This window comes from Novosphingobium sp. BL-A-41-Hi4A-0G, assembly GCF_055521735.1.
Map to the genome: position 1 here is coordinate 1,197,571 of NZ_CM145501.1, position 19,615 is coordinate 1,217,185.

At 62.8% G+C, this 19,615-nt stretch carries 20 protein-coding genes and 1 tRNA gene; 18 read left to right on the plus strand and 3 right to left on the minus strand.

Features of this window, described 5'->3' with window-relative positions; all coding sequences use genetic code 11:
* The 4 genes from gap (at position 1) to ACZ1JX_RS05790 (ending at position 3,755) form a co-directional block, all read left to right on the plus strand.
* Positions 1–1,008: a type I glyceraldehyde-3-phosphate dehydrogenase gene (gene gap / locus ACZ1JX_RS05775; protein WP_144907090.1), complete on the plus strand. Its 1,008-nt coding sequence runs from the start codon at positions 1–3 to the stop codon at positions 1,006–1,008.
* Positions 1,009–1,020: 12 nt separating this feature from the next.
* Positions 1,021–1,491, plus strand: coding sequence for an MOSC domain-containing protein (locus tag ACZ1JX_RS05780; RefSeq protein ID WP_465125805.1), 471 nt, complete (start codon positions 1,021–1,023; stop codon positions 1,489–1,491).
* Positions 1,488–2,675: a phosphoglycerate kinase gene (locus ACZ1JX_RS05785; RefSeq protein WP_465125806.1), complete on the plus strand. Its 1,188-nt coding sequence runs from the start codon at positions 1,488–1,490 to the stop codon at positions 2,673–2,675. The genes ACZ1JX_RS05780 and ACZ1JX_RS05785 overlap by 4 nt, the downstream gene beginning before the upstream one ends.
* A gap of 174 nt (positions 2,676–2,849) precedes the next feature.
* Positions 2,850–3,755, plus strand: coding sequence for a fructose bisphosphate aldolase (locus tag ACZ1JX_RS05790; RefSeq protein ID WP_465125807.1), 906 nt, complete (start codon positions 2,850–2,852; stop codon positions 3,753–3,755).
* Between the two features lie 63 nt (positions 3,756–3,818).
* Here ACZ1JX_RS05790 and ACZ1JX_RS05795 read toward each other — a convergent pair whose 3' ends face one another.
* The gene (locus ACZ1JX_RS05795; RefSeq protein WP_465125808.1) at positions 3,819–4,181 is read right to left on the minus strand and encodes a hypothetical protein; all 363 of its coding nucleotides are present in this window, start codon (positions 4,179–4,181) and stop codon (positions 3,819–3,821) included.
* Positions 4,182–4,261: 80 nt separating this feature from the next.
* On the opposite strand from ACZ1JX_RS05795, the gene thiE reads away from it, so the two are divergent.
* From thiE to ACZ1JX_RS05810, 3 genes are all read left to right on the plus strand, one after another.
* Entirely contained in the window at positions 4,262–4,906 is a 645-nt protein-coding gene (gene thiE, locus ACZ1JX_RS05800; protein WP_465125809.1) for a thiamine phosphate synthase, read from the plus strand.
* 54 nt (positions 4,907–4,960) lie between these two features.
* A complete protein-coding gene (locus ACZ1JX_RS05805) occupies positions 4,961–6,043 on the plus strand; it encodes a L,D-transpeptidase family protein (protein WP_465125810.1) in 1,083 nt (360 codons plus the stop codon).
* A gap of 64 nt (positions 6,044–6,107) precedes the next feature.
* On the plus strand, positions 6,108–8,057 hold the full coding sequence (locus ACZ1JX_RS05810) for an OPT family oligopeptide transporter (RefSeq protein WP_465125811.1): 1,950 nt from the start codon (positions 6,108–6,110) through the stop codon (positions 8,055–8,057).
* Here ACZ1JX_RS05810 and ACZ1JX_RS05815 read toward each other — a convergent pair.
* Positions 8,054–8,425: a hypothetical protein gene (locus tag ACZ1JX_RS05815; protein WP_465125812.1), complete on the minus strand. Its 372-nt coding sequence runs from the start codon at positions 8,423–8,425 to the stop codon at positions 8,054–8,056. The genes ACZ1JX_RS05810 and ACZ1JX_RS05815 overlap by 4 nt on opposite strands.
* 108 nt (positions 8,426–8,533) lie before the next feature.
* Between ACZ1JX_RS05815 and efp the strand changes: the two genes are divergently transcribed.
* The 3 genes from efp to ACZ1JX_RS05830 all read left to right on the plus strand — a co-directional run bounded on the left by efp (position 8,534) and on the right by ACZ1JX_RS05830 (position 10,049).
* Positions 8,534–9,097: an elongation factor P gene (efp, locus tag ACZ1JX_RS05820; RefSeq protein WP_144907081.1), complete on the plus strand. Its 564-nt coding sequence runs from the start codon at positions 8,534–8,536 to the stop codon at positions 9,095–9,097.
* Between the two features lie 3 nt (positions 9,098–9,100).
* Positions 9,101–9,925: an inositol monophosphatase family protein gene (locus ACZ1JX_RS05825; protein WP_465125813.1), complete on the plus strand. Its 825-nt coding sequence runs from the start codon at positions 9,101–9,103 to the stop codon at positions 9,923–9,925.
* 40 nt (positions 9,926–9,965) lie between these two features.
* Positions 9,966–10,049 (plus strand) — tRNA-Leu (locus ACZ1JX_RS05830).
* A gap of 13 nt (positions 10,050–10,062) precedes the next feature.
* On the opposite strand, the gene ACZ1JX_RS05835 is transcribed toward ACZ1JX_RS05830, so the two are convergent.
* Positions 10,063–10,575 (minus strand): hypothetical protein, encoded by a 513-nt coding sequence (locus ACZ1JX_RS05835; RefSeq protein WP_465125814.1) that lies wholly within the window; start codon positions 10,573–10,575, stop codon positions 10,063–10,065.
* 132 nt (positions 10,576–10,707) lie between these two features.
* Between ACZ1JX_RS05835 and radA the strand changes: the two genes are divergently transcribed.
* From radA to ACZ1JX_RS05875, 8 genes are all read left to right on the plus strand, one after another.
* Entirely contained in the window at positions 10,708–12,075 is a 1,368-nt protein-coding gene (gene radA, locus ACZ1JX_RS05840) for a DNA repair protein RadA (protein WP_465125815.1), read from the plus strand.
* A gap of 12 nt (positions 12,076–12,087) precedes the next feature.
* Positions 12,088–12,642 (plus strand): CvpA family protein, encoded by a 555-nt coding sequence (locus tag ACZ1JX_RS05845; RefSeq protein ID WP_465125816.1) that lies wholly within the window; start codon positions 12,088–12,090, stop codon positions 12,640–12,642.
* Position 12,643: 1 nt separating this feature from the next.
* Entirely contained in the window at positions 12,644–13,072 is a 429-nt protein-coding gene (locus ACZ1JX_RS05850) for an iron-sulfur cluster assembly scaffold protein (protein ID WP_465125817.1), read from the plus strand.
* Positions 13,073–13,176: 104 nt separating this feature from the next.
* On the plus strand, positions 13,177–14,778 hold the full coding sequence (locus tag ACZ1JX_RS05855; protein ID WP_465126366.1) for an MFS transporter: 1,602 nt from the start codon (positions 13,177–13,179) through the stop codon (positions 14,776–14,778).
* Position 14,779: 1 nt separating this feature from the next.
* Positions 14,780–15,832, plus strand: coding sequence for an alanine racemase (gene alr / locus ACZ1JX_RS05860; protein WP_465126367.1), 1,053 nt, complete (start codon positions 14,780–14,782; stop codon positions 15,830–15,832).
* A gap of 78 nt (positions 15,833–15,910) precedes the next feature.
* A complete protein-coding gene (phaR, locus tag ACZ1JX_RS05865) occupies positions 15,911–16,462 on the plus strand; it encodes a polyhydroxyalkanoate synthesis repressor PhaR (RefSeq protein WP_465125818.1) in 552 nt (183 codons plus the stop codon).
* 71 nt (positions 16,463–16,533) lie between these two features.
* Complete coding sequence (gene proS / locus ACZ1JX_RS05870) at positions 16,534–18,081, plus strand: proline--tRNA ligase (RefSeq protein WP_465125819.1); 1,548 nt, start codon at positions 16,534–16,536, stop codon at positions 18,079–18,081.
* A gap of 206 nt (positions 18,082–18,287) precedes the next feature.
* Positions 18,288–19,607: a M28 family peptidase gene (locus ACZ1JX_RS05875; RefSeq protein WP_465125820.1), complete on the plus strand. Its 1,320-nt coding sequence runs from the start codon at positions 18,288–18,290 to the stop codon at positions 19,605–19,607.
* Positions 19,608–19,615: the final 8 nt, after the last annotated feature.

A 19,615-nucleotide genomic window follows, 5' to 3' on the forward strand; every position in this document is an offset into this window, starting at 1 on the left:
ATGGCGATCAAGGTTGCGATCAACGGTTTCGGACGCATCGGGCGCAATGTGGCCCGCGCCATTCTCGAACGGCCCGATTGCGGGCTCGAACTGGTTTCGATCAACGATCTGGCTGATGCCAAGGCGAACGCCCTGCTGTTCAAGCGCGACAGCGTGCACGGTGCGTTCTCGGGCGAAGTCTCGGTCGATGGCAATGACCTGATCGTCAACGGCCAGCGCATCCAGGTAACGGCCGAGCGCGATCCCGCGAACCTGCCGCACGCCGCCAACGGCATCGACATCGCGCTAGAATGCACCGGCTTCTTCACCAACCGCGATGGCGGCCAGAAGCACATCGACGCAGGTGCCAAGCGCGTTCTGATCTCGGCTCCTGCCAAGAACGTTGACCTCACGGTCGTCTATGGCGTGAACCACGACAAGCTGACCGCCGATCACAAGATCGTGTCGAACGCCTCTTGCACCACCAACTGCCTCGCGCCGATGGCCAAGGTGCTGCACGAAGCCATCGGTATCGAGCGTGGCCTGATGACCACGATCCACTCGTACACCAACGACCAGAAGATCCTCGATCAGATCCACAGCGATCCGCGTCGTGCCCGCGCCGCTGCGATGAACATGATCCCGACAAGCACCGGTGCGGCCGTTGCCGTGGGTGAAGTTCTGCCCGACCTCAAGGGCAAGCTCGACGGCTCGTCGATCCGCGTGCCGACCCCGAACGTCTCGGTCGTCGACCTGACCTTCACGCCCAAGCGCGACACCACTCTCGAGGAAGTGAACGGCGTCCTCAAGGCTGCTGCCGAAGGCGCGCTCAAGGGCGTGCTCGGCTACACCGAAGAGCCGCTGGTCTCGATCGACTTCAACCATGATTCGCACTCGTCGACCATCGACAGCCTCGAAACCGCCGTTCTCGAAGGCAAGCTGGTCCGCGTGCTTTCGTGGTACGACAACGAGTGGGGCTTCTCGAACCGCATGCTCGACACTGCGGGCGCGATGGCGAAGTTCCTTTAAGGATAAGCTGACATGAGCGGGCGTCTCGGTGGCATTGCACGGCATGATAGGCCGCGCGGGGCCATTGAGACGCTCGATCACGTTTCGGTGACCCGCGAACTTGGCGTTCGCGGCGATCTGCGTGGGGCAATCCGTCCCGGTAAATCTGGATGCAGGCAGGTCTCGCTGATTGAGGCCGAAAGCTGGGAAGCGGCAATCGCCGAACTGTGGCCCACACCGGATCATGACTTGCCATGGCACGTGCGCCGGGCAAACCTGCTGGTGCAGGGCATCCGTCTCCCGCGCGAGCCGGGCAAGGTCATCGCCATCGGCAAAAGCCTGCGGATCGAGACTACCTGCGAATGCGACCCATGCCACCGCATGGATGAAATCCACCCCGGCCTCAAACGCGCGCTCATGCCAGACTGGCGTGGCGGTGTGCTCGGCCGTGTGATCAGCGATGGCGAGATTGCCATCGGCGACGAAGTGAGGATCGAGGAATGAGCTTCAAGACGCTTGACGATATCGGCGACCTGACCGGCAAGACCGTGCTGGTGCGCGAAGACCTCAACGTGCCGATGGCCGATGGCGTCGTCACTGACGACACCCGCCTGCGCGCCACGATCGCCACACTCAACGAGCTTTCGGACAAAGGTGCCAAGGTCCTCGTCCTTGCCCACTTCGGCCGTCCGAAGGGGCAACCTTCCGAAGAATTCTCTCTGAAGAAGCTCGCTGCTCCGCTCTCGCATGTGCTGGGCCGTCCGGTCAGCTACATCGACTGGGAAGGCGACAAGGCTGCGGTTGCGGCTCTTGCACCCGGCGCAATCGCCGTTCTCGAGAACACCCGCTTTTTCGGCGGCGAAGAGAAGAACGATCCGGCGGTGATCGAGCGCTTCGCCGGCCTTGGTGACATTTACGTCAATGATGCATTCTCCGCCGCTCACCGTGCCCACGCCTCGACAGAAGGACTTGCCCACGTGCTGCCGGCCTATGCAGGTCGCGCAATGGAGGCCGAACTCAAGGCGCTGCAAAAGGCGCTTGGTGAGCCTGAGCGTCCGGTGGCCGCAGTTGTCGGCGGAGCAAAGGTCTCGACCAAGCTCGACGTCCTCAAGCACCTCGTCAGCAAGGTCGACCATCTGATCATCGGTGGCGGTATGGCCAACACCTTCCTCGCCGCCCGCGGTGTGAACGTCGGCAAGTCGCTGTGCGAGCATGACCTGACCGGCACCGCCGAGGAAATCCTCGACAACGCCGACAAGGCGGGCTGCACGGTCCACCTGCCGTATGACGTCGTCGTTTCAAAGGAATTTGCCGCCAATCCGCCGTCGCTTCGCACCTGCAATGTGCACGAAGTTGCGGCCGACGAGATGATCCTCGACGTCGGTCCGGCAGCAGTCGAAGCACTGGCCGATGCGCTCAAAACCTGCCGCACGCTGGTCTGGAATGGTCCCATGGGCGCATTCGAGACCGAGCCGTTCGATACTGCCACGGTCGCTTTGGCTCGGACCGCAGCTGCGCTGACCAAGGAAGGTTCGCTGGTTTCCGTGGCTGGTGGCGGCGATACCGTAGCTGCGCTCAACCACGCAGGTGTCGCAGCCGATTTCTCCTACGTCTCGACTGCAGGCGGTGCCTTCCTTGAATGGATGGAAGGCAAGGTGCTTCCCGGCGTGGCCGCACTCGAAGCGTAAAAAATTGAGGAGCGCGTGTTGCACTGCGGCACGCGCTCCTTTATGGCGCGTATCCGCATAGGAATGCGCCAGTCCCGACGCTCGCTTCAAACGCTGAGCGTCTTTTTAAGGCGCATTTGCGCATAGGTATGCGGAGCCGGAAATCGGGGCTTTCCGCCAGAACAGGACGGGCTGATGAACACGACCGAAATGACCGCCAAGATGGCCTCCGGAAATGGCTTCATTGCCGCTCTCGACCAGTCGGGCGGATCGACGCCAAAGGCGCTGGCGGGCTATGGCGTGACCGAAGATGCATGGACCACCGAAGAGGAAATGTTCGGCCTGATCCACGAGATGCGCGCCCGCATCATCCGTTCCGACGTTTTTCATGGCGACAAGGTGATCGGCGCGATCCTGTTCGAGCGCACCATGGACGGTACCGTCGATGGCAAACCGGTTCCGCAGGCACTGATCGAGAAGGGCGTCGTACCCTTCATCAAGATCGACAAGGGCCTGGAAGACGAAGTCAACGGTGTCCAGCTGATGAAGCCGATGCCAACGCTCGACGAACTGCTGACCCGTTCGAAGGCCATGGGCGTCTATGGCACCAAGGAACGCTCGGTGATCAACTCGGCCAACCGCGAAGGCATTGCCGCCGTGGTAGCTCAGCAGTTCGAAGTCGGCCGCCAAGTGCTCAGCCACGGCATGATGCCGATCATCGAGCCGGAAGTGAACATCAAGAGCGAGACACGCGCCGAGTGTGACGCGATCCTGCTCGAGGAAATTCTCAAGAACCTCGATGCGCTCCCTGAAGGCACGCAGGTCATGCTCAAGCTTTCGCTGCCGATCGTGCCCTGCACGTTCGATCCGCTGGTCGCGCACCCCAAAGTGCTGCGCGTGGTCGCGCTTTCGGGTGGTTACAAGCGCCCCGAGGCTTGCGTCGAACTCGCCAAGAACACCGGCATCATCGCCAGCTTCAGCCGCGCCCTGCTCGAAGACCTGCGTCATCAGATGACCGACGCGGAATTCGACGCAGCGCTGGGCGCCGCGATCGACGAAATTTACACCGGCTCGACGCAGAAGACCCTCGTCGCCGCGTAAGCATTACCGTTTGAGAGGACGGAAAGGCCGCCCCGTCACCGGCACAGCCGGGGCGGGGCGTTTTCATTGGGCCACGCTGAAGTGGAAGCGGTAGTCCGAAGGCTTAAGCTGCGTATCGGTCATCCGACCCGGTTCGACCGAATCGAGCATAAGCCCGTCTGAAGGCTCGCCCAAGGTGAACCTGCGGGTCTCGAAGGTTCCTCCGCGCATGACCGTTGCTTCGACGATCACGCGTCCGGCCCAGACGCAGCGAGCGTTCATCGGGCAGCGGCTGTCCTCGATCAGGGCGTCGGGGCGAACCTTGGCGCTGCCGACCAGCGTCGTTTCGCCGATCATGGCGAAGCCGTCGGTGCGTTCGGCCTTTGGGATCACGGCGCATGAAGCGAGCGAGATAGCGGGGATCAGGGCAAGAAGTGTTTTGGTCATTCGACGACAATGCGGTTGGCGCATGAACCGTTCCGGAACCGACGTTGCAGCTTGGCCTGTGAAGCGATAAGGCGCGCGCCATGGCCAAGCTATCCTCAGAACTCTACCTGATCTCCCCGCTCGACGTGGGCGGTACTTTTCCTGACAGACTTGCACGGGCGCTTGACGCCGGCCCGGTTGCCGCGTTCCAGTTCCGGGTGAAGGGCATCGACGAGCATGCCGCAGCAACACTTGCCGAGCCTCTGCAGCGCATCTGTGCTGATCGGGACGTTGCCTTCATCATCAACGATTCCATCAGTCTGGCCAAGCGCCTCGGAGCTGACGGGGTTCATCTGGGGCAGGACGATGGCGACGTTAAGGATGCGCGCGACCGCCTCGGGCGGAATGCCCAGATCGGTGTTACCTGCCACGACAGTCGCCACATGGCGATGGATGCGGGCGATGCGGGTGCCGATTACGTGGCCTTCGGCGCGTTCTTTCCATCGAGCACAAAGGAGACCAAGCACGTCGCCGGGCTGGACCTGCTTGAGTGGTGGCAGTCGATCTTCGAACTGCCCTGTGTCGCGATCGGCGGCATCACGCCTGCCAATTGCGGCCCATTGGTCCAGGCAGGCGCGGACTTCCTCGCTGTCAGCAATGCCGTGTGGAATGGTGACGAAGCGGCCAACGTCGCGGCCTTCTTCGATGCAATCCGTGCCAATCCCCGAGTGACCGTAGAGGATTGAGGGAACGAGCGGACGGGGCCGGGGTTTTGTCACGGAAACCATAATGGAATCCCGATGCCCCGTTTTTCCGCTGCCGCGCTTGCCGTCCTTGCGCTGACCGCCTGTAATTCCCGGAAGCCCGATCCCGCCCCGACCGAAACCGTTGCAGCGGCTCCCGCTTTCGTCGTACCAATGGCTTCGACGGATCCGGCACCGGGGCAACCTGCTGCGCCTGAAGACGCCGCCCGTCCGGTGATGCAAGCGCAGGTCGTGCTCGAACGCCTCGGCTTTTCTCCCGGTGTGATCGACGGCAAGACGGGCCTGTCTACTACCAACGCCGTCAGCGGTTTCCAGAAGGCGAGCGATCTGCCTGTTTCAGGCAAGTTCGATGCGCCGACGATGCAGGCGCTTGGCCGATGGTCGAACATTACCGCAACGCGCATCGTCACCATCCCCGATGACTTCGCCAAGGGTCCATTCGTCCCGCTACCCAAGGATCCTGCGCAACAGGCCAAGCTTCCCGAAATGGCCTACACCTCGCTCGAGGAGAAGCTGGCGGAACGCTTCCATACCACGCCCGAAGTTCTGCACGGGCTCAATCCACAGATTGCAAACGGCGCCTTCGCGGCGGGTCAACAGATACGAGTGCCTAGTACCGGTGGCGATCGCATCGATCCGTCAAAGGTTGACAACAAGGGCTGGCTTGCGACGCTAGCCACGCTTGGGGTGAGTGACGCCCAGCCCGAAGCGGCGCGGATCGTTGTAAGCAAGTCCAATGGCACGCTCATGGCCTATGACAAGGCCGACAAACTGGTTGCTGTGTTCACGGTTACGACCGGTTCGGAAAAGGACCCGCTTCCGCTCGGCGACTGGAAGATCAACGGAACCTCGTTCAATCCCGAGTTTTCGTACGATGCCAGCCTGTTCTGGGACGTTCCCGACAGCAAGGGCGAGCATCTCCTTCCTCCTGGTCCGAACGGTCCGGTTGGCGTGGTATGGATCGACCTGTCCAAGGAGCATTATGGCATCCACGGCACGCCCGAGCCGCAGACCATCGGCCGCGCCGAGAGCCATGGCTGCGTGCGCCTGACGAACTGGGATGCCGCACGGCTTGCGCAGATGGTCTCAGGTTCGACGAAGGTTTCGTTTGTAAGCTGATGCGGCTTCCCATGCGCGGCTGCCCGTGCAAGACAGAAGACCGGTCGCAGCGCATGGAGCACGAATGAGCGGGATTGCCCCAAGGGAACTGACACTTCGCGGCGTGGTGCTGGGCGCGATACTCACGGTCGTGTTCACTGCCGCAAACGTTTACCTAGGCCTGCGTATCGGCCTGACGTTTGCAACATCCATTCCCGCAGCCGTGATATCGATGGCCGTGCTGCGTGCCTTTTCCGGGACAACGATCCAGGAAAACAACATCGTCCAGACTATCGCCAGCTCTGCGGGCACGCTTTCGGCTATCGTCTTCGTCCTGCCCGGCCTTGTCACGGTGGGATGGTGGGCGGACTTCCCCTACTGGGAGTCTGTCGCGGTAATCGCAGTCGGCGGCATCCTCGGCGTCATGTACTCGGTCCCGCTGCGCCGCGCGCTGGTGACGGGCTCGGACCTGCCATACCCTGAAGGCGTTGCCGCAGCAGAAGTGCTCAAGGTTGGCGCGGGCGTTGGTGGAGCCGAAGAGAACCGCAAGGGGCTTGCCGCTGTCACCGCCGGTGGCCTGCTTGCCGCGCTCTACCCGCTGCTCGCCAAGATGAAGCTCGCAGTCGAGGAAGTAGGCGGCGCGTTCAAGGTCGGTTCGGGCGGATCGATGCTATTCGGCGGTCTCTCTCTGGCACTGGTCGGCGTGGGCCACCTCGTCGGTCTTGCAGTCGGCATCGCCATGCTCGTGGGGATCGTCATCAGCTTCGGCGTCCTCCTCCCGCAACTCACGGCAGGGGGAATTCCAGCTGGGACCGAACTCGCCGACTTCATCGGCACAGTGTTCCGCCAGAAGGTTCGCTTCATCGGCGCGGGCACCATCGGTGTCGCCGCGATCTGGACTCTGCTGCGTGTGATCGGACCCATCGTGCGTGGCATCACCGCTGCCATCGCCGCCAACCGCGCCCGCAGCGGAGCCGGTATGTCTGGCCTTGAGTTGTCCGAGCGCGATATTCCCATCGGCATCGTCGGCGGCACGATCATCCTCGCGATGGTCCCGATTGCCCTGCTGCTTGCCGACTTCGCTGTCGGCGGCCCGGTCGCTGGAGCGCTAGGCCTGACCCTCACGGCCTCGGTGATTTACGTGCTGGTTGCAGGCATCGTCATCGCTTCGGTGTGCGGCTATATGGCCGGCCTGATCGGCGCATCGAACAGCCCTATCTCGGGCGTCGGCATTCTCGCCGCGCTCGGCATCTCGCTCCTGCTTCTCGCTCTGTTCGGTCAAGGCGGCAGCGAGGCGGACACCAAGGCGCTGGTCGCCTTCGCACTCTTCGTCACGGCCATCGTCTTCGGCGTTGCGACGATCTCGAACGACAACCTGCAAGACCTCAAGACCGGCCAACTCGTCGGGGCGACGCCATGGCGACAGCAGGTCGCCCTGATCCTCGGCGTGCTGTTCGGCGCACTGGTGATTCCGCCAATTCTCGACCTGCTCAACTCCACCTTCGGCTTCCAGGGCGCACCGGGGGCAGGGGAGAACGCGCTGTCCGCCCCCCAAGCCTCGCTCATATCCGCCATCGCGCAAGGCGTGCTTGGCGGCAGTCTCGACTGGAACCTCGTTGGCCTTGGCGCTGCCATCGGCGCAGGCGTCGTCTTCGTCGACGAACTGCTCAAGCGCGCAGGCCGCGGCTCTCTTCCGCCGCTGGCTGTCGGCATGGGGATGTACCTGCCCACGCAGGTGACCATGATGGTCATTGTCGGCGCAGTCGTCGGCCACCTTTACAACAAGTGGGCCGCGCGCCAGTCAGCGCCGGAGTTTGCCGAACGGATGGGTGTGCTCACCGCAACCGGCCTGATCGTCGGCGACAGCCTGTTCAATATCGCCTACGCCGCCATCGTCGCCGCGACGGACAATCCCGATGCACTCGCCATTGCCGACGGCTTCCCTGCCGCGCTCCCGGTTGGCGTCATCGCCTTTGCCGGGATCATCGCCTACGCCTACTGGCGCATGCGGAGAGACAGTGTGACCGCGGTCTAGGTCGTAAGGGAGAGAGGACCCGCGTGGACGCAGCGCAGCCCCGTCGGCGCGTCGTCGGTCCCCAGTTCGCGCAGGATCTCCTCGCCATCCATCACGAACCGCCGCCCCGAAAAGACGCCGCTGGTCAGCGTGAGCCGGTCTGCCAGGCGCAGATAGCTCCCCCGCGAACCATCGGGCGCGACATAGGACGAGTCGGCAATCGTCTCAAAGCCCAGTTCAGGCTTGGCGACTGGAGTTACCGTGGCGTCCCCCGGAATCTCGCACGTCCAGTCACCCTTGGGCAGGACCATGAGCTTGCCTCCAGGCACGGCCTGCGCCACGCTGGCCAAGCCAAGTACTCCGACGACAAGAATGACCACGCGCTTCATTGGCTTCGCGCTAGCACGCCGTGCCCGCATCAGGCAATCACGCTTGAAGCTTCGCGCCCGAACCGCTAAGGGCCGCGCTTCCCTACTCACGGTAAGGCTCTTTCCATCATGAAGATCAGCGGCGTGGACATCCGTCCGGGCAATATCCTGGAATACGAAAAGGGCATCTGGAAGGTCGCCAAGACCCAGCATACCCAGCCCGGCAAGGGCGGCGCCTTCATGCAGGTCGAGATGAAGAACCTCATCGACGGCCGCAAGACCAACGTCCGCTTCCGCAGCGCCGACACTGTCGAGCGCGTCCGTCTCGACACCAAGGACTTCCAGTTCCTCTATGCCGAGGGCGACGATCTGGTGTTCATGGACGTCGAAACCTACGACCAGATCACGCTGCCGTCCGATCTTCTCGGCGATGCCGCCGCGTTCCTGCAGGATGGCATGACCGTCCTCCTCGAAATGTACGACGAGCGCCCGATTTCGGTGCAGCTGCCCGACCAGGTCGAAGCGACCATCGTCGAGGCCGACGCCGTGGTTAAGGGCCAGACCGCTTCGTCCAGCTACAAGCCCGCCATTCTCGACAACGGCGTGCGCGTGATGGTTCCGCCGCACATCGGCAGCGGCACCCGCATCATCGTCGACGTCTACGAGCGTACGTACGTCGGCAAGGTGGGCTGATCGATGGCAGCCATTTCCGGCCTGATGCGCGTGATGGAGCGTGCGGCGCGCAAGGCGGGTGGCCGCCTGCGCCGCGACTTCGGGGAGATCGAGCATCTTCAGGTCAGCAAGAAGGGCCCGGCAGACTTCGTCTCGAAGGCAGACCAGCACGCCGAACGCACCTTGTGGGACGAACTGCGTGCGGCACGTCCGGGCTGGGGCTTCCTTATGGAAGAAGGCGGCGAGATCGCTGGCGAACCGGGCAAGCCCCGCTTCATTATCGACCCGCTCGACGGTACGACCAACTTCCTCCACGGCATCCCGCACTTCGCGATCTCGATCGCCGTGCAGGAACCGACGCTGGACGGAAAGGGCTGGGGTGAAGTCACCGCAGCGCTGGTCTATCAGCCGATCACCGACGAAAGCTTCTGGGCCGAAAAATCGCAGGGCGCCTGGTTGCAGGACCGTCGCCTGCGCGTCTCGGCGCGTCGCCACATGGACGAAGCGCTGATCGCCACCGGCATTCCGTTTGCCGGCCGCGGTGACATTAACGAGTGGGCCAGGATCTACGCCGAACTTGGCCCGCGTATCGCCGGGATACGGCGCTTTGGTGTCGCCTCGCTCGATCTCGCATGGGTCGCTGCCGGTCGCTTCGATGGCTTCTGGGAATCAGGCCTCTATCCCTGGGATACGGCTGCCGGTTGCCTGCTGGTCCGTGAGGCGGGCGGCTTCGTGTCCGACTACAAGGGCCGCTCGCAGCCGATCTGTGACGAGACGATCCTTGCCGGTAACGATGCGCTGCACTCGAAGCTGCACAAGCTTCTTGCCGGAGCGCTTCGCGGCGCTTGACCTTTTGACAGGGCACTGGCTAAGGCCGGTGCCCTGAAGTGCCCCTGTGGCGGAATGGTAGACGCGAACGACTCAAAATCGTTTGTAGCGATACGTGCCCGTTCGAGTCGGGCCAGGGGCACCATTCTCTTTTGATCTCAGTCGATGCTTTCGGACCCGGACCGGGCAGCCGACTGTTCGGCCAGTGCGCTGATCTGCTGCTGCGTTGGCAGGATCGGCTCTTGCGCCATCCGTTTCAGCCGCTCTTCTTCCAGCTTGCGCAGATAGGCGGCGCGCTGCTCGGGCGTCATGCGGGCAAGCGCTCTCTGATCAACTTCGATGATGATTGGCGCTGGTTGCACCACCATTCCGGCCGGAATGTAGCTGCTGTCACCGCCACCGCCGCCATCCATCGGTGCGCCGAAAGGTCCATTGAAGCCCCCACCGCCGCCTGATTTGCGCTTGTCTGATCTCTTGTCAGTCAGTTTGGCCTTGGCAGCCCGCGTCTCGGCTGCGTTGTGTCTGGCAACTTTCTGGCTCTTTGCCATGGCCTGCTGCGCATCGCCATCGGCAAACACGGCCACGACCGTGGACAAGGCCACGGTGATGACCGCGAAGTGGCGGTACATCTTGGGATCTATGCCAAGGAAATGATTGGTCGGCGCAGCCATGGATAAGGGACATACCTGATCCTCCGTTAAGGATGATCCCAGACACCATGGTTAGCAAACCGCTACCGGCAACCGCTGCCATTTCGGCGGGACATGGCTTGCGTTCCATCTATGTTCTGGTAGTTGGCGGACATGGCCAAACCCAAACGTCGCTTCGTCTGCCAGGCCTGTGGCAGCGTCACCAATCGCTGGCAGGGTCAGTGCGCCGATTGCAGTGAGTGGAACACGCTCGCCGAAGAAGCGCCCGAAACGATCTTCTCGTCCAAGCACGATCTGTCGAGCGGTGGCCGCCGCGTTGCCTTCGTGCCCCTCGATGCGCCCATCGCCCTGCCGGTTCGCCGGTCGACCGGAATCGCCGAATTTGACCGTGCGTTGGGCGGTGGTCTGGTGCCGGGCTGCGCGATCCTGATGGGTGGCGATCCGGGTATCGGCAAGTCCACGCTCCTGCTGCAGGCATCGGCCAAGGTCGCGATGGCAGGCGGCGATGCGATCTACATCAGCGGCGAAGAAGCGTCGGATCAGGTGCGCCTGCGGGCTGACCGGTTGGGCCTTGGCAAGGCGCCGATCCAGCTCGCGGCTGCTACTTCGGTGCGCGACATCCTGACGACCCTCGGCTCGATGAACCCGCCGTCGCTGCTGGTGATCGATTCGATCCAGACCATGCATTCCGACCAGATCGAAGGCGCACCGGGCACGGTCAGTCAGGTGCGTGGCTGCGCGTTCGAACTGATCCGCTACGCCAAGGAGAACGGCGTCGCTCTGGTTCTGGTCGGCCACGTTACAAAGGACGGTTCCATCGCCGGCCCCCGTGTGCTCGAACACATGGTTGATGTGGTGATGAGCTTCGAGGGGGAACGCAGCCACCAGTACCGCATCCTGCGTGCCTTGAAGAACCGCTTCGGTGCTGTGGATGAAATCGGCGTCTTCGCCATGGCAGGGGCGGGGCTGGAGGAAGTCGGCAACCCTTCGATGCTGTTCCTTTCGGGGCGTGAGGACCAGGTAGCGGGCAGCGCAGTGTTCCCCGCGCTTGAAGGCACACGTCCCGTTCTGGTCGAGATCCAGGCCCTCACTGTCCGCCTGGCGAGCGGTGCAACGCCTCGCCGTGCGGTCGTCGGTTGGGACAGTGGTCGCCTCGCGATGCTTCTTGCCGTACTAGAAGCCCGATGCGGGCTCAGTTTCTCGACTGCTGAAGTCTATCTCAATGTCGCGGGCGGATACCGGCTGACCGATCCGGCGGCCGATCTTGCGGTCGCTGCGGCCTTGATCTCGGCCTTGTCCGATCGCCCGCTGCCACAATCATCGATCTGGTTCGGTGAAGTTTCTCTCGCTGGTGAAGTTCGCCCGGTTGCCCACACGCCTGTGCGCCTGCGTGAGGCTGCAAAACTTGGCTTTACGCTCGGTTGCGGGCCGGAGGCGGGGGCAGAAAAGGTGGATGGCTTGCGCTATTCCCCGCTCAAGCTCCTGCCAAATCTGATTGACCGGGTGATGGGCGGCTCATAGGTTTTCAGGGATATGACCGGCCTTGATTATGTAGTCCTCATCCTCGTCGGCATCGGTGCCGTCGGCGGTTTCATGCGCGGCTTCGTCGAGGAGGTCCTGTCGCTGGCCGCGTGGTGCCTTGCCTTGCTGGCGGTTCACTACTTTCACGAGCCGCTCACGCTGTGGCTGGCCGATCACTTGCCGACGGAGACGGGCGCAGGCGTTCTTGCGTTCTTCCTGCTGCTGCTCTTGCCTTATCTCGGCACCCGGATGATCGCGCGCCGCATGGGAAGCACAAGCCGCGAATCCGTGATCGGCCCGATAGACCGCTTGCTTGGCTTCGGCTTCGGTGCGGTGAAGGGCTTCATCATCGTCGTGCTGGGCTATTCGATCGTAGTCTTCGGATACGATCTGGTCTGGGGTGAGGATGGTCGGCCCGATTGGATCGTGGAATCCCGCACCTATCCGTTCCTGAACGCCGCCAGCGAGGAATTGCTGACCCTTATCTCGGAACGGCGCGAAGCTGCGGCAGAGCAGGCGAAGGAAGTGGCCAAGCGCAAGGCTCGCCAGCAAGTTCTGGGTGACTGAGATGAGCACGCGCGGGCTCTACACGCCCGAAATCCTTGCCTCAGCAATGGGGCTGGCCGAGTTTCCGTGGGATGAAACCTTGCCGCTGCGAGGTTCGGCTCGGTCGCGCAGCTGCGGCAGCGCCATCGAACTTGGCCTGATGCTTGACCCGGTCGGAGCAATCGAGCGTGTCGCCTTGCGCCCTCACGCCTGTGCGGTGGGGCAGGCGGCTGCCAACCTCTTCGCCCGGAGCGCTCGAGGTCGGACTCGCGCCGATATCGTGGCTGCCCGCGACGCCATTGCGCTTTGGCTGGCGGGTGAGGGGAGTGAGCCTGACTGGCCGGGAGTTGGTCTTCTGGCACCGGCTCTTGGCTATCCCGCCCGTCATGCCGCAATCCTGCTGGCTTGGGATGCGGCGCTTGATGCGCTTCCAGCTCCGGTTTCCGCCTGAAGCAAAGCAGGGCTTGCCGCAGGCGCGGCCCCTTCGCTACAGCACCAGCCAACAAATACGTGTCGGGGGAATTCTGCGTGTCGTCCACCATTGCCAACGGGCAGATGCCTGAGCCGAGTGCTTCGGAAATCCGCCTCGTCATTGCCGCAAGTTCTGCCGGTACCGTGTTCGAATGGTACGATTTTTTCATCTATGGCACGCTCGCTGCAATCATCGGCAGGACCTTCTTCCCGTCCGACAACGCAACGCTGCAGCTCCTGCTCGTCTGGGCAGGTTTTGCCGTCGGCTTCGGCTTCCGCCCCTTGGGTGCGGTGCTGTTCGGCTACCTGGGTGACAAGCTCGGCCGCAAGTACACGTTCCTCGTCACCGTAACGCTGATGGGCATCGCCACGGCGGGGGTAGGGCTCATCCCGTCGGCGGACAGCATCGGCTTGCTGGCACCTGCCATCGTCATCTTTCTGCGCGTTCTTCAAGGACTTGCACTTGGCGGTGAGTATGGCGGTGCGGCGGTCTATGTCGCCGAACATGCCCCCGGCGGCAGGCGCGGCTATTACACCAGCTACATCCAAGCGAGCGTGGTCGGCGGCTTCGTCCTGAGCCTGATCGTGGTGCTTTCAAGCAAGGGGTTGATGAGCGAAGTGGTGTGGAATGCTTGGGGGTGGCGCGTGCCGTTCCTCGTCAGTCTCGCCCTGCTCGGCGTGTCGCTGTGGATGCGGCTCAAGCTATCGGAAAGCCCTGTTTTCAAGGCGATGAAGGAGCAGGGCGAACTTGCGGGTAACCCCTTCGTCGAAAGCTTCACCTATCCCGGCAACAAGCGCCGGATATTCATCGCGCTGTTCGGCATCGCCGCTGGATTGACCGTGATCTGGTACACGGCGATGTTCTCCAGCCTCGGATTTCTCAAGTCCGCCATGCGGATGGACGATACGACGGCGGAGGTCATCGTCGGCATTGGCGGCGCCATCGGCATGGCGTTCTATCTAATTGCCGGCGCACTCTCGGACCGCATCGGGCGCAAGAAGCCCATCGTCATCGGGTATGCTCTGACTCTCCTGCTGCTGTTCCCGACGTTCTGGCTGCTGGGCTCGGCGGCGAATCCGGAGCTTGCAGCTGCTGCGCAGAGGAACCCGGTGGTCGTTTCCGGTTCTGACTGTGATTACAGTCCCTTCGCGGCCGAACAGAACAGCCGGTGCGGCAAATTGCTCGCCGATCTCTCGGCGTCGGGAATCTCCTACTCTCTGAGGCAAACGGGCAACTTCACCGCAACTGTCGGAGGCAGAGCGCTAACTCTCGAGAGCTATCCATGGACTGGCAAGGCCGCTGAACGCGCCAAGGCCCTGCAGGCGGAACTCTCCACTTACGGCTACGATTTTGCCAAGGTGAAGCCTTCGACCGGACGCCTCGCCCTGGTCCTCGTCGCCCTTGTCCTCCTGATGGCAATGTCGGGCGCGACGTATGGGCCGGTGGCGGCGCTCCTTTCGGAAATGTTCCCTCCGCGTATCCGCTATAGCTCGATGTCGATCCCCTATCATCTTGGGACAGGATACTTCGGGGGTTTCCTGCCGCTGATTTCGAGCTACATCGTGGCGCGGACCGGCGATCCCTATGCCGGGCTATGGTACACCTGGGTCATTGTTCTGGTTGCATTTCTCGTCTCGCTATGGGGATTGAAGCCGGGGCTTCCGACCGATTTCACGGACGACTGACATCACCCCGCTACCCCCTGCCTCCCTGCGCCTCGGCTTCGACGCTGACGCACTTGCCGCGAACTGGCGCACGCTTGATGACCTGTCCTGCAAGGCTGCAGCGGGGGCTGCGGTCAAGGCCGATGCCTATGGCGTAGGTGCCGCGCGGGTCATGCCGGTACTCTCGGCAGCGGGATGTCGCGACTTCTTTGTGGCGCACTGGTCTGAAGTCCCTGAAATTCTTGAGCTTGTTCCTCCTGAACAGATCGCGGTCCTCCATGGCCCGGCCAGTGCTGCCGAAGCGGACTTCGCCCGGGCGACGGGGGTGCGCCCCGTGCTCAACAGTCTGCATCAGGTTCGCGTCTGGCAGGAGAGCGGCGGCGGTGCCTGCCACCTGATGGTGGACACCGGGATGAACCGACTCGGGCTGTCACTCGCTGACCTGTCCGACCCCGCTCTGGCCTCCCTCGATGTAGACATCTGCATGAGCCACCTTGCCAGCGCTGACGAGGACGTTGCCCAGAACGAAGACCAACGCAGGCGGTTCGAGGCGGTGAGGGCGCAGGTTCCCGCGCGTCGCTATAGCCTTGCAAACAGCGCGGGGATTGCGCTGGGCGAGTCTTTCCATGCCGACCTGACGCGGCCCGGCATTGCTCTGTACGGCGGTGTGGCGCGGTCCGAACTTGCGGGCAAGATCGCTCAGGTCGTCAGGCCCGAGGCAGCGGTGCTTCAGGTCCGCGAACTGCAACCGGGCGACAAGGTTGGCTATAACGCGTTGTTTACGGCCAGTTCGCCGATCCGCGTCGGGGTATTGGCGATCGGTTATGCCGATGGGTACTTGCGCTGCTGGTCGTGCATCGGGAGTTTCCACTGGCAGGGCCGCAAGGCGCGCGTGCTTGGGCGCGTGTCGATGGACCTGACGATCGTCGACCTTTCGGACATGCCGGACTGCAAGGAGGGTGACTGGCTGGTCGCAGATTACGAGCTGCCGTCTGCTGCCAATCAGAGCGGTCTTTCGCAGTACGAACTGCTCACGCTGATGGGAAAACGCTTTTCGCGCCAAAGCGGTAATTGATTGGACTGGTCAAGATTTGTTGCGCCGCACATGCTGCACATGCTAAAAGCTTCTTAACGTCGCAGCGGGGGGTCCACCATGGCCAGTGATTCCAAGAATGGCGGCACGGTTATAATCAAGAAATACGCCAACCGTCGCCTCTACAATACCAGCACTTCCAGCTATATCACGCTCGACCATCTTGCCCAGATGGTGAAGGATAACGTGGACTTTCAGGTGATTGACGCCAAGACCGGCGCGGATCTGACCCATGCGATCCTGACGCAGATCATCATGGAAGAAGAGTCGGCGGGTGAGCAGATGCTGCCGACCAATTTCCTGCGCCAGCTGATCTCGATGTACGGCAATTCGATGCAGGCTTTCCTGCCGGGCTACCTCGAAGCATCGATGGAGCACTTCCGCGAGAACCAGGCCAAGATGCGCAAGGCGATTGAGGAAAGCATCGGGGCCAACCCGCTTGCCCAGATTGCCCAGCGCAATATGGAAATGTTCAAGGCTGCCGCTGCGGCTTTCGTTCCGGGTGCTGCGGCAAAGGATGAAGCGGTCCCTGCCTCCGAGGCCGATGACCTCGATGGTCTGCGCAAGCAGATGGCCGAGATGCAGAAGAAGCTCGACCAGCTTTCCAAGTAACCCCCTTTTCCTTCTCGCAAGGCCGCGCCGGGCATTGCGAGAAGGCGTTTTGCGCTTTAACGCGCAAGCCCATGAATCAGCCCGCAATAAAGCACGCGCTCAATGTGAAGCGCGCCGACGACTTCGCCCAGTGGTATCAGGCCGTGATCGCCGAGGCCGAGCTTGCCGAGGAATCCGGCGTGCGCGGCTGTATGGTGATCCGCCCATGGGGCTACGGCATCTGGGAACGCATCCAGAAGCTGATGGATGCCGAGATCAAGGAAGCTGGCGTCGAGAACTGCTACTTCCCGCTGTTCATCCCGCTGTCTTACTTCGCCAAGGAAGCTGAGCACGTTGAAGGCTTCGCCAAGGAAATGGCAGTCGTCACGCATCACCGCCTGATTGCTGACGGCAAGGGCGGGTTGACGCCGGATCCCGAAGCAAAGCTGGAGGAACCGTTGGTCGTCCGCCCGACGTCCGAGACGGTGATCGGCGCGGCGATGGCACGCTGGGTCCAGTCCTGGCGCGATCTGCCGCTGATGGTGAACCAGTGGGCCAACGTTGTGCGCTGGGAAATGCGCACCCGCATGTTCCTGCGCACCAGCGAGTTTCTCTGGCAGGAAGGCCACACTGCGCACGCTGATGAAGCGGATGCGATGAAGGAAACACTGCGCGCGCTCGAAATGTATCGCGCCTTTGCGGAAGGCCCGCTGGCGATGCCGGTAATCGCAGGCCCCAAGCCCGAGAACGAGCGCTTCCCCGGCGCGGTTGAGACGTTCTCGATCGAGGCGATGATGCAGGACGGCAAGGCGCTGCAGGCTGGCACTTCGCACTATCTGGGTACCACATTCGCGCAGGCGGCCGGCATCCGCTATCAGGACAAGGAAGGCCAGCAGGCGCTGGCGCACACCACATCGTGGGGCGTTTCGACGCGCCTGATCGGCGGCGTGATCATGACGCACGGTGATGACGATGGCCTTCGCGTGCCACCGCAGATCGCACCGCAGCAAATCGTGATCCTTCCGATGCTACGCGACAACGATGGTGACGAGGCGCTGCTCGCCTATTGTGAAGAGATCCGCAAGGCCCTTTCCAAGCAGTCTGCCTTCGGCGAGCGCATGCGCGTGCTGCTCGACAAGCGTCCCGGCAAGGCCACGCAGAAGCGCTGGGCCTGGGTGAAGCGGGGCGTGCCGCTGATCCTCGAGATCGGGGGGCGCGATGCCGAGGGCGGCATGGTTTCGGCCCTGCGCCGCGACAGGCTGTGGCGTGCGGATGCAAAGCCGAACTTTGTCGGTCAGGCCAAGGACGATTTCATCGCTACGGCGGCGGCGGAACTCGAAGCGATCCAGACTGCGCTTTACGAGGAAGCGCGGGACCGTCGCGATGCGCAGATCGTGCGCGATGTGACCGATCTCGCCGGGCTGAAGGCCTACTTTGCCGAAGGCAACAAGTATCCGGGCTGGGTCGAGATGGGCTGGAGCAAGCCCACCGGCGAGGCATTGGACAAGGTTGTCGAGCAGTTGAAGGCGCTGAAGCTGACGATCCGCAACACGCCGCTCGATGCGGCGAAGCCCGATGGGGTCTGTCCGTTTACGGGCGAGCCTGCGGTCGAGAAGATCCTGATCGCACGGTCTTACTGATTCTAGATCTTGTTCGCGCGGAGACGCGGAGAAGGGGAGAAAGAGCGAGAGACGATGAAGCCTGCGGCGCAGCCGTCTTCGGTTTCTCCATCTTTCTCCGCGCGTCTCCGCGCGCAATGTATTCCGCGCGAATAGCACCTTGAGAGATCCACCCTTTTTGACGGGTGGGCTTGGCGTGGTGCTTTGGGCCGGTAAGGTCTGCGTCCATGAGAAACGCTCTGGTCCTGATCCCGCTGCTTGTCTCCACCGCTGCTGTCGCGGCACCCGAGGAAGCGATTTCCGAGGCGCGGTTGCGGGCCGATGTCGAGAAACTGGTCAGCTTTGGCACGCGGCATACGCTGTCTTCGCAGACCGACCCAAAGCGTGGGATCGGCGCTGCGCGCAAGTGGGCGGAAGGGGAGTTTCGCAAGACGGCTGCAGCTTGCGGGGGCTGCCTCGAGATCGTGCTTCCTGAAACGGTGGTGAGTGGTGACCGGGTGCCGGTGCCGACGCGGCTCGTCAACGTGGTGGCGATCCAGCGCGGGAGCGAGCGGCCGAACGAAGTCGTGATTGTGCAGGGCCACATAGACAGCCGCGTTTCGGACCCTCTCGATGCGGTCAAGGATGCACCCGGCGCGAACGATGACGGTTCCGGTACGGCGTTGGTGCTGGAAGCAGCGCGGGTACTGTCGAAGGAAAAGTTTCCGACGACCATCATCTATGCTGCTCTGTCAGGCGAGGAGCAAGGCCTGTTCGGTGGCAAGTTGCTGGCCGACTACGCCGCGCAGCAGGGCTGGACGGTGAAGGCCGTGCTCAACAACGATATCGTTGGCGGTTCAACCGGGGCGGATGGATACAAGGACGATGCGCACGTGCGCTTATTGTCCGAAGGGCCGCGCGCCGATGCGACCGATGCCTTGCGGGCACAGATGCGCAGGTATGGTGGGGAAAACGACAGTCCTTCGCGCAATATCTCGCGTTGGGTGGCCAAGCTCGCCGAGAAGGATGGCAAGGGGCTGGCGGTACGGCAGATCTGGCGGGCTGACAGACTGGGCCGGGGCGGGGACCAGTTGCCATTCTCGGACAAGGGCTATCCGGCGGTGCGGTTTACCGTGGCGGTCGAGGACTATGAGCACCAGCATCAGGATTTGCGCACCGAAGGCGGGGTGAAGTTTGGTGATACCGTAGACGAGATGGATTTTCCCTATCTTGCCAAGGTGACCCGCCTGAATGTTCAGGCGCTTTCGAAGCTGGCGCGGACGCCGATGCCGCCAGCGCCGGTGGTGAAGGGGGCGGTGCAGCCGAGTACGGATGTGGAATGGCAGGCGGTGCCGGGCGCGGTTCGCTATGTGCTGTGGCAGCGGCGGACGGATGCGCCAATGTGGGAAACGCGGCTGCTCGAGACGGCAGAGGTCAAGGCCAGCCTACCGGGCGTTCGCGCCGATGACTGGCTCTTCGGGGTGAGCGCGGTGGCGGTGGACGGAAGCGAGAGTCCCGTTGCTTCGGCGGTTCCAGGTGGCCAGTTCGGTCCGCTGGCCAAGCCATGAGCGCTTGC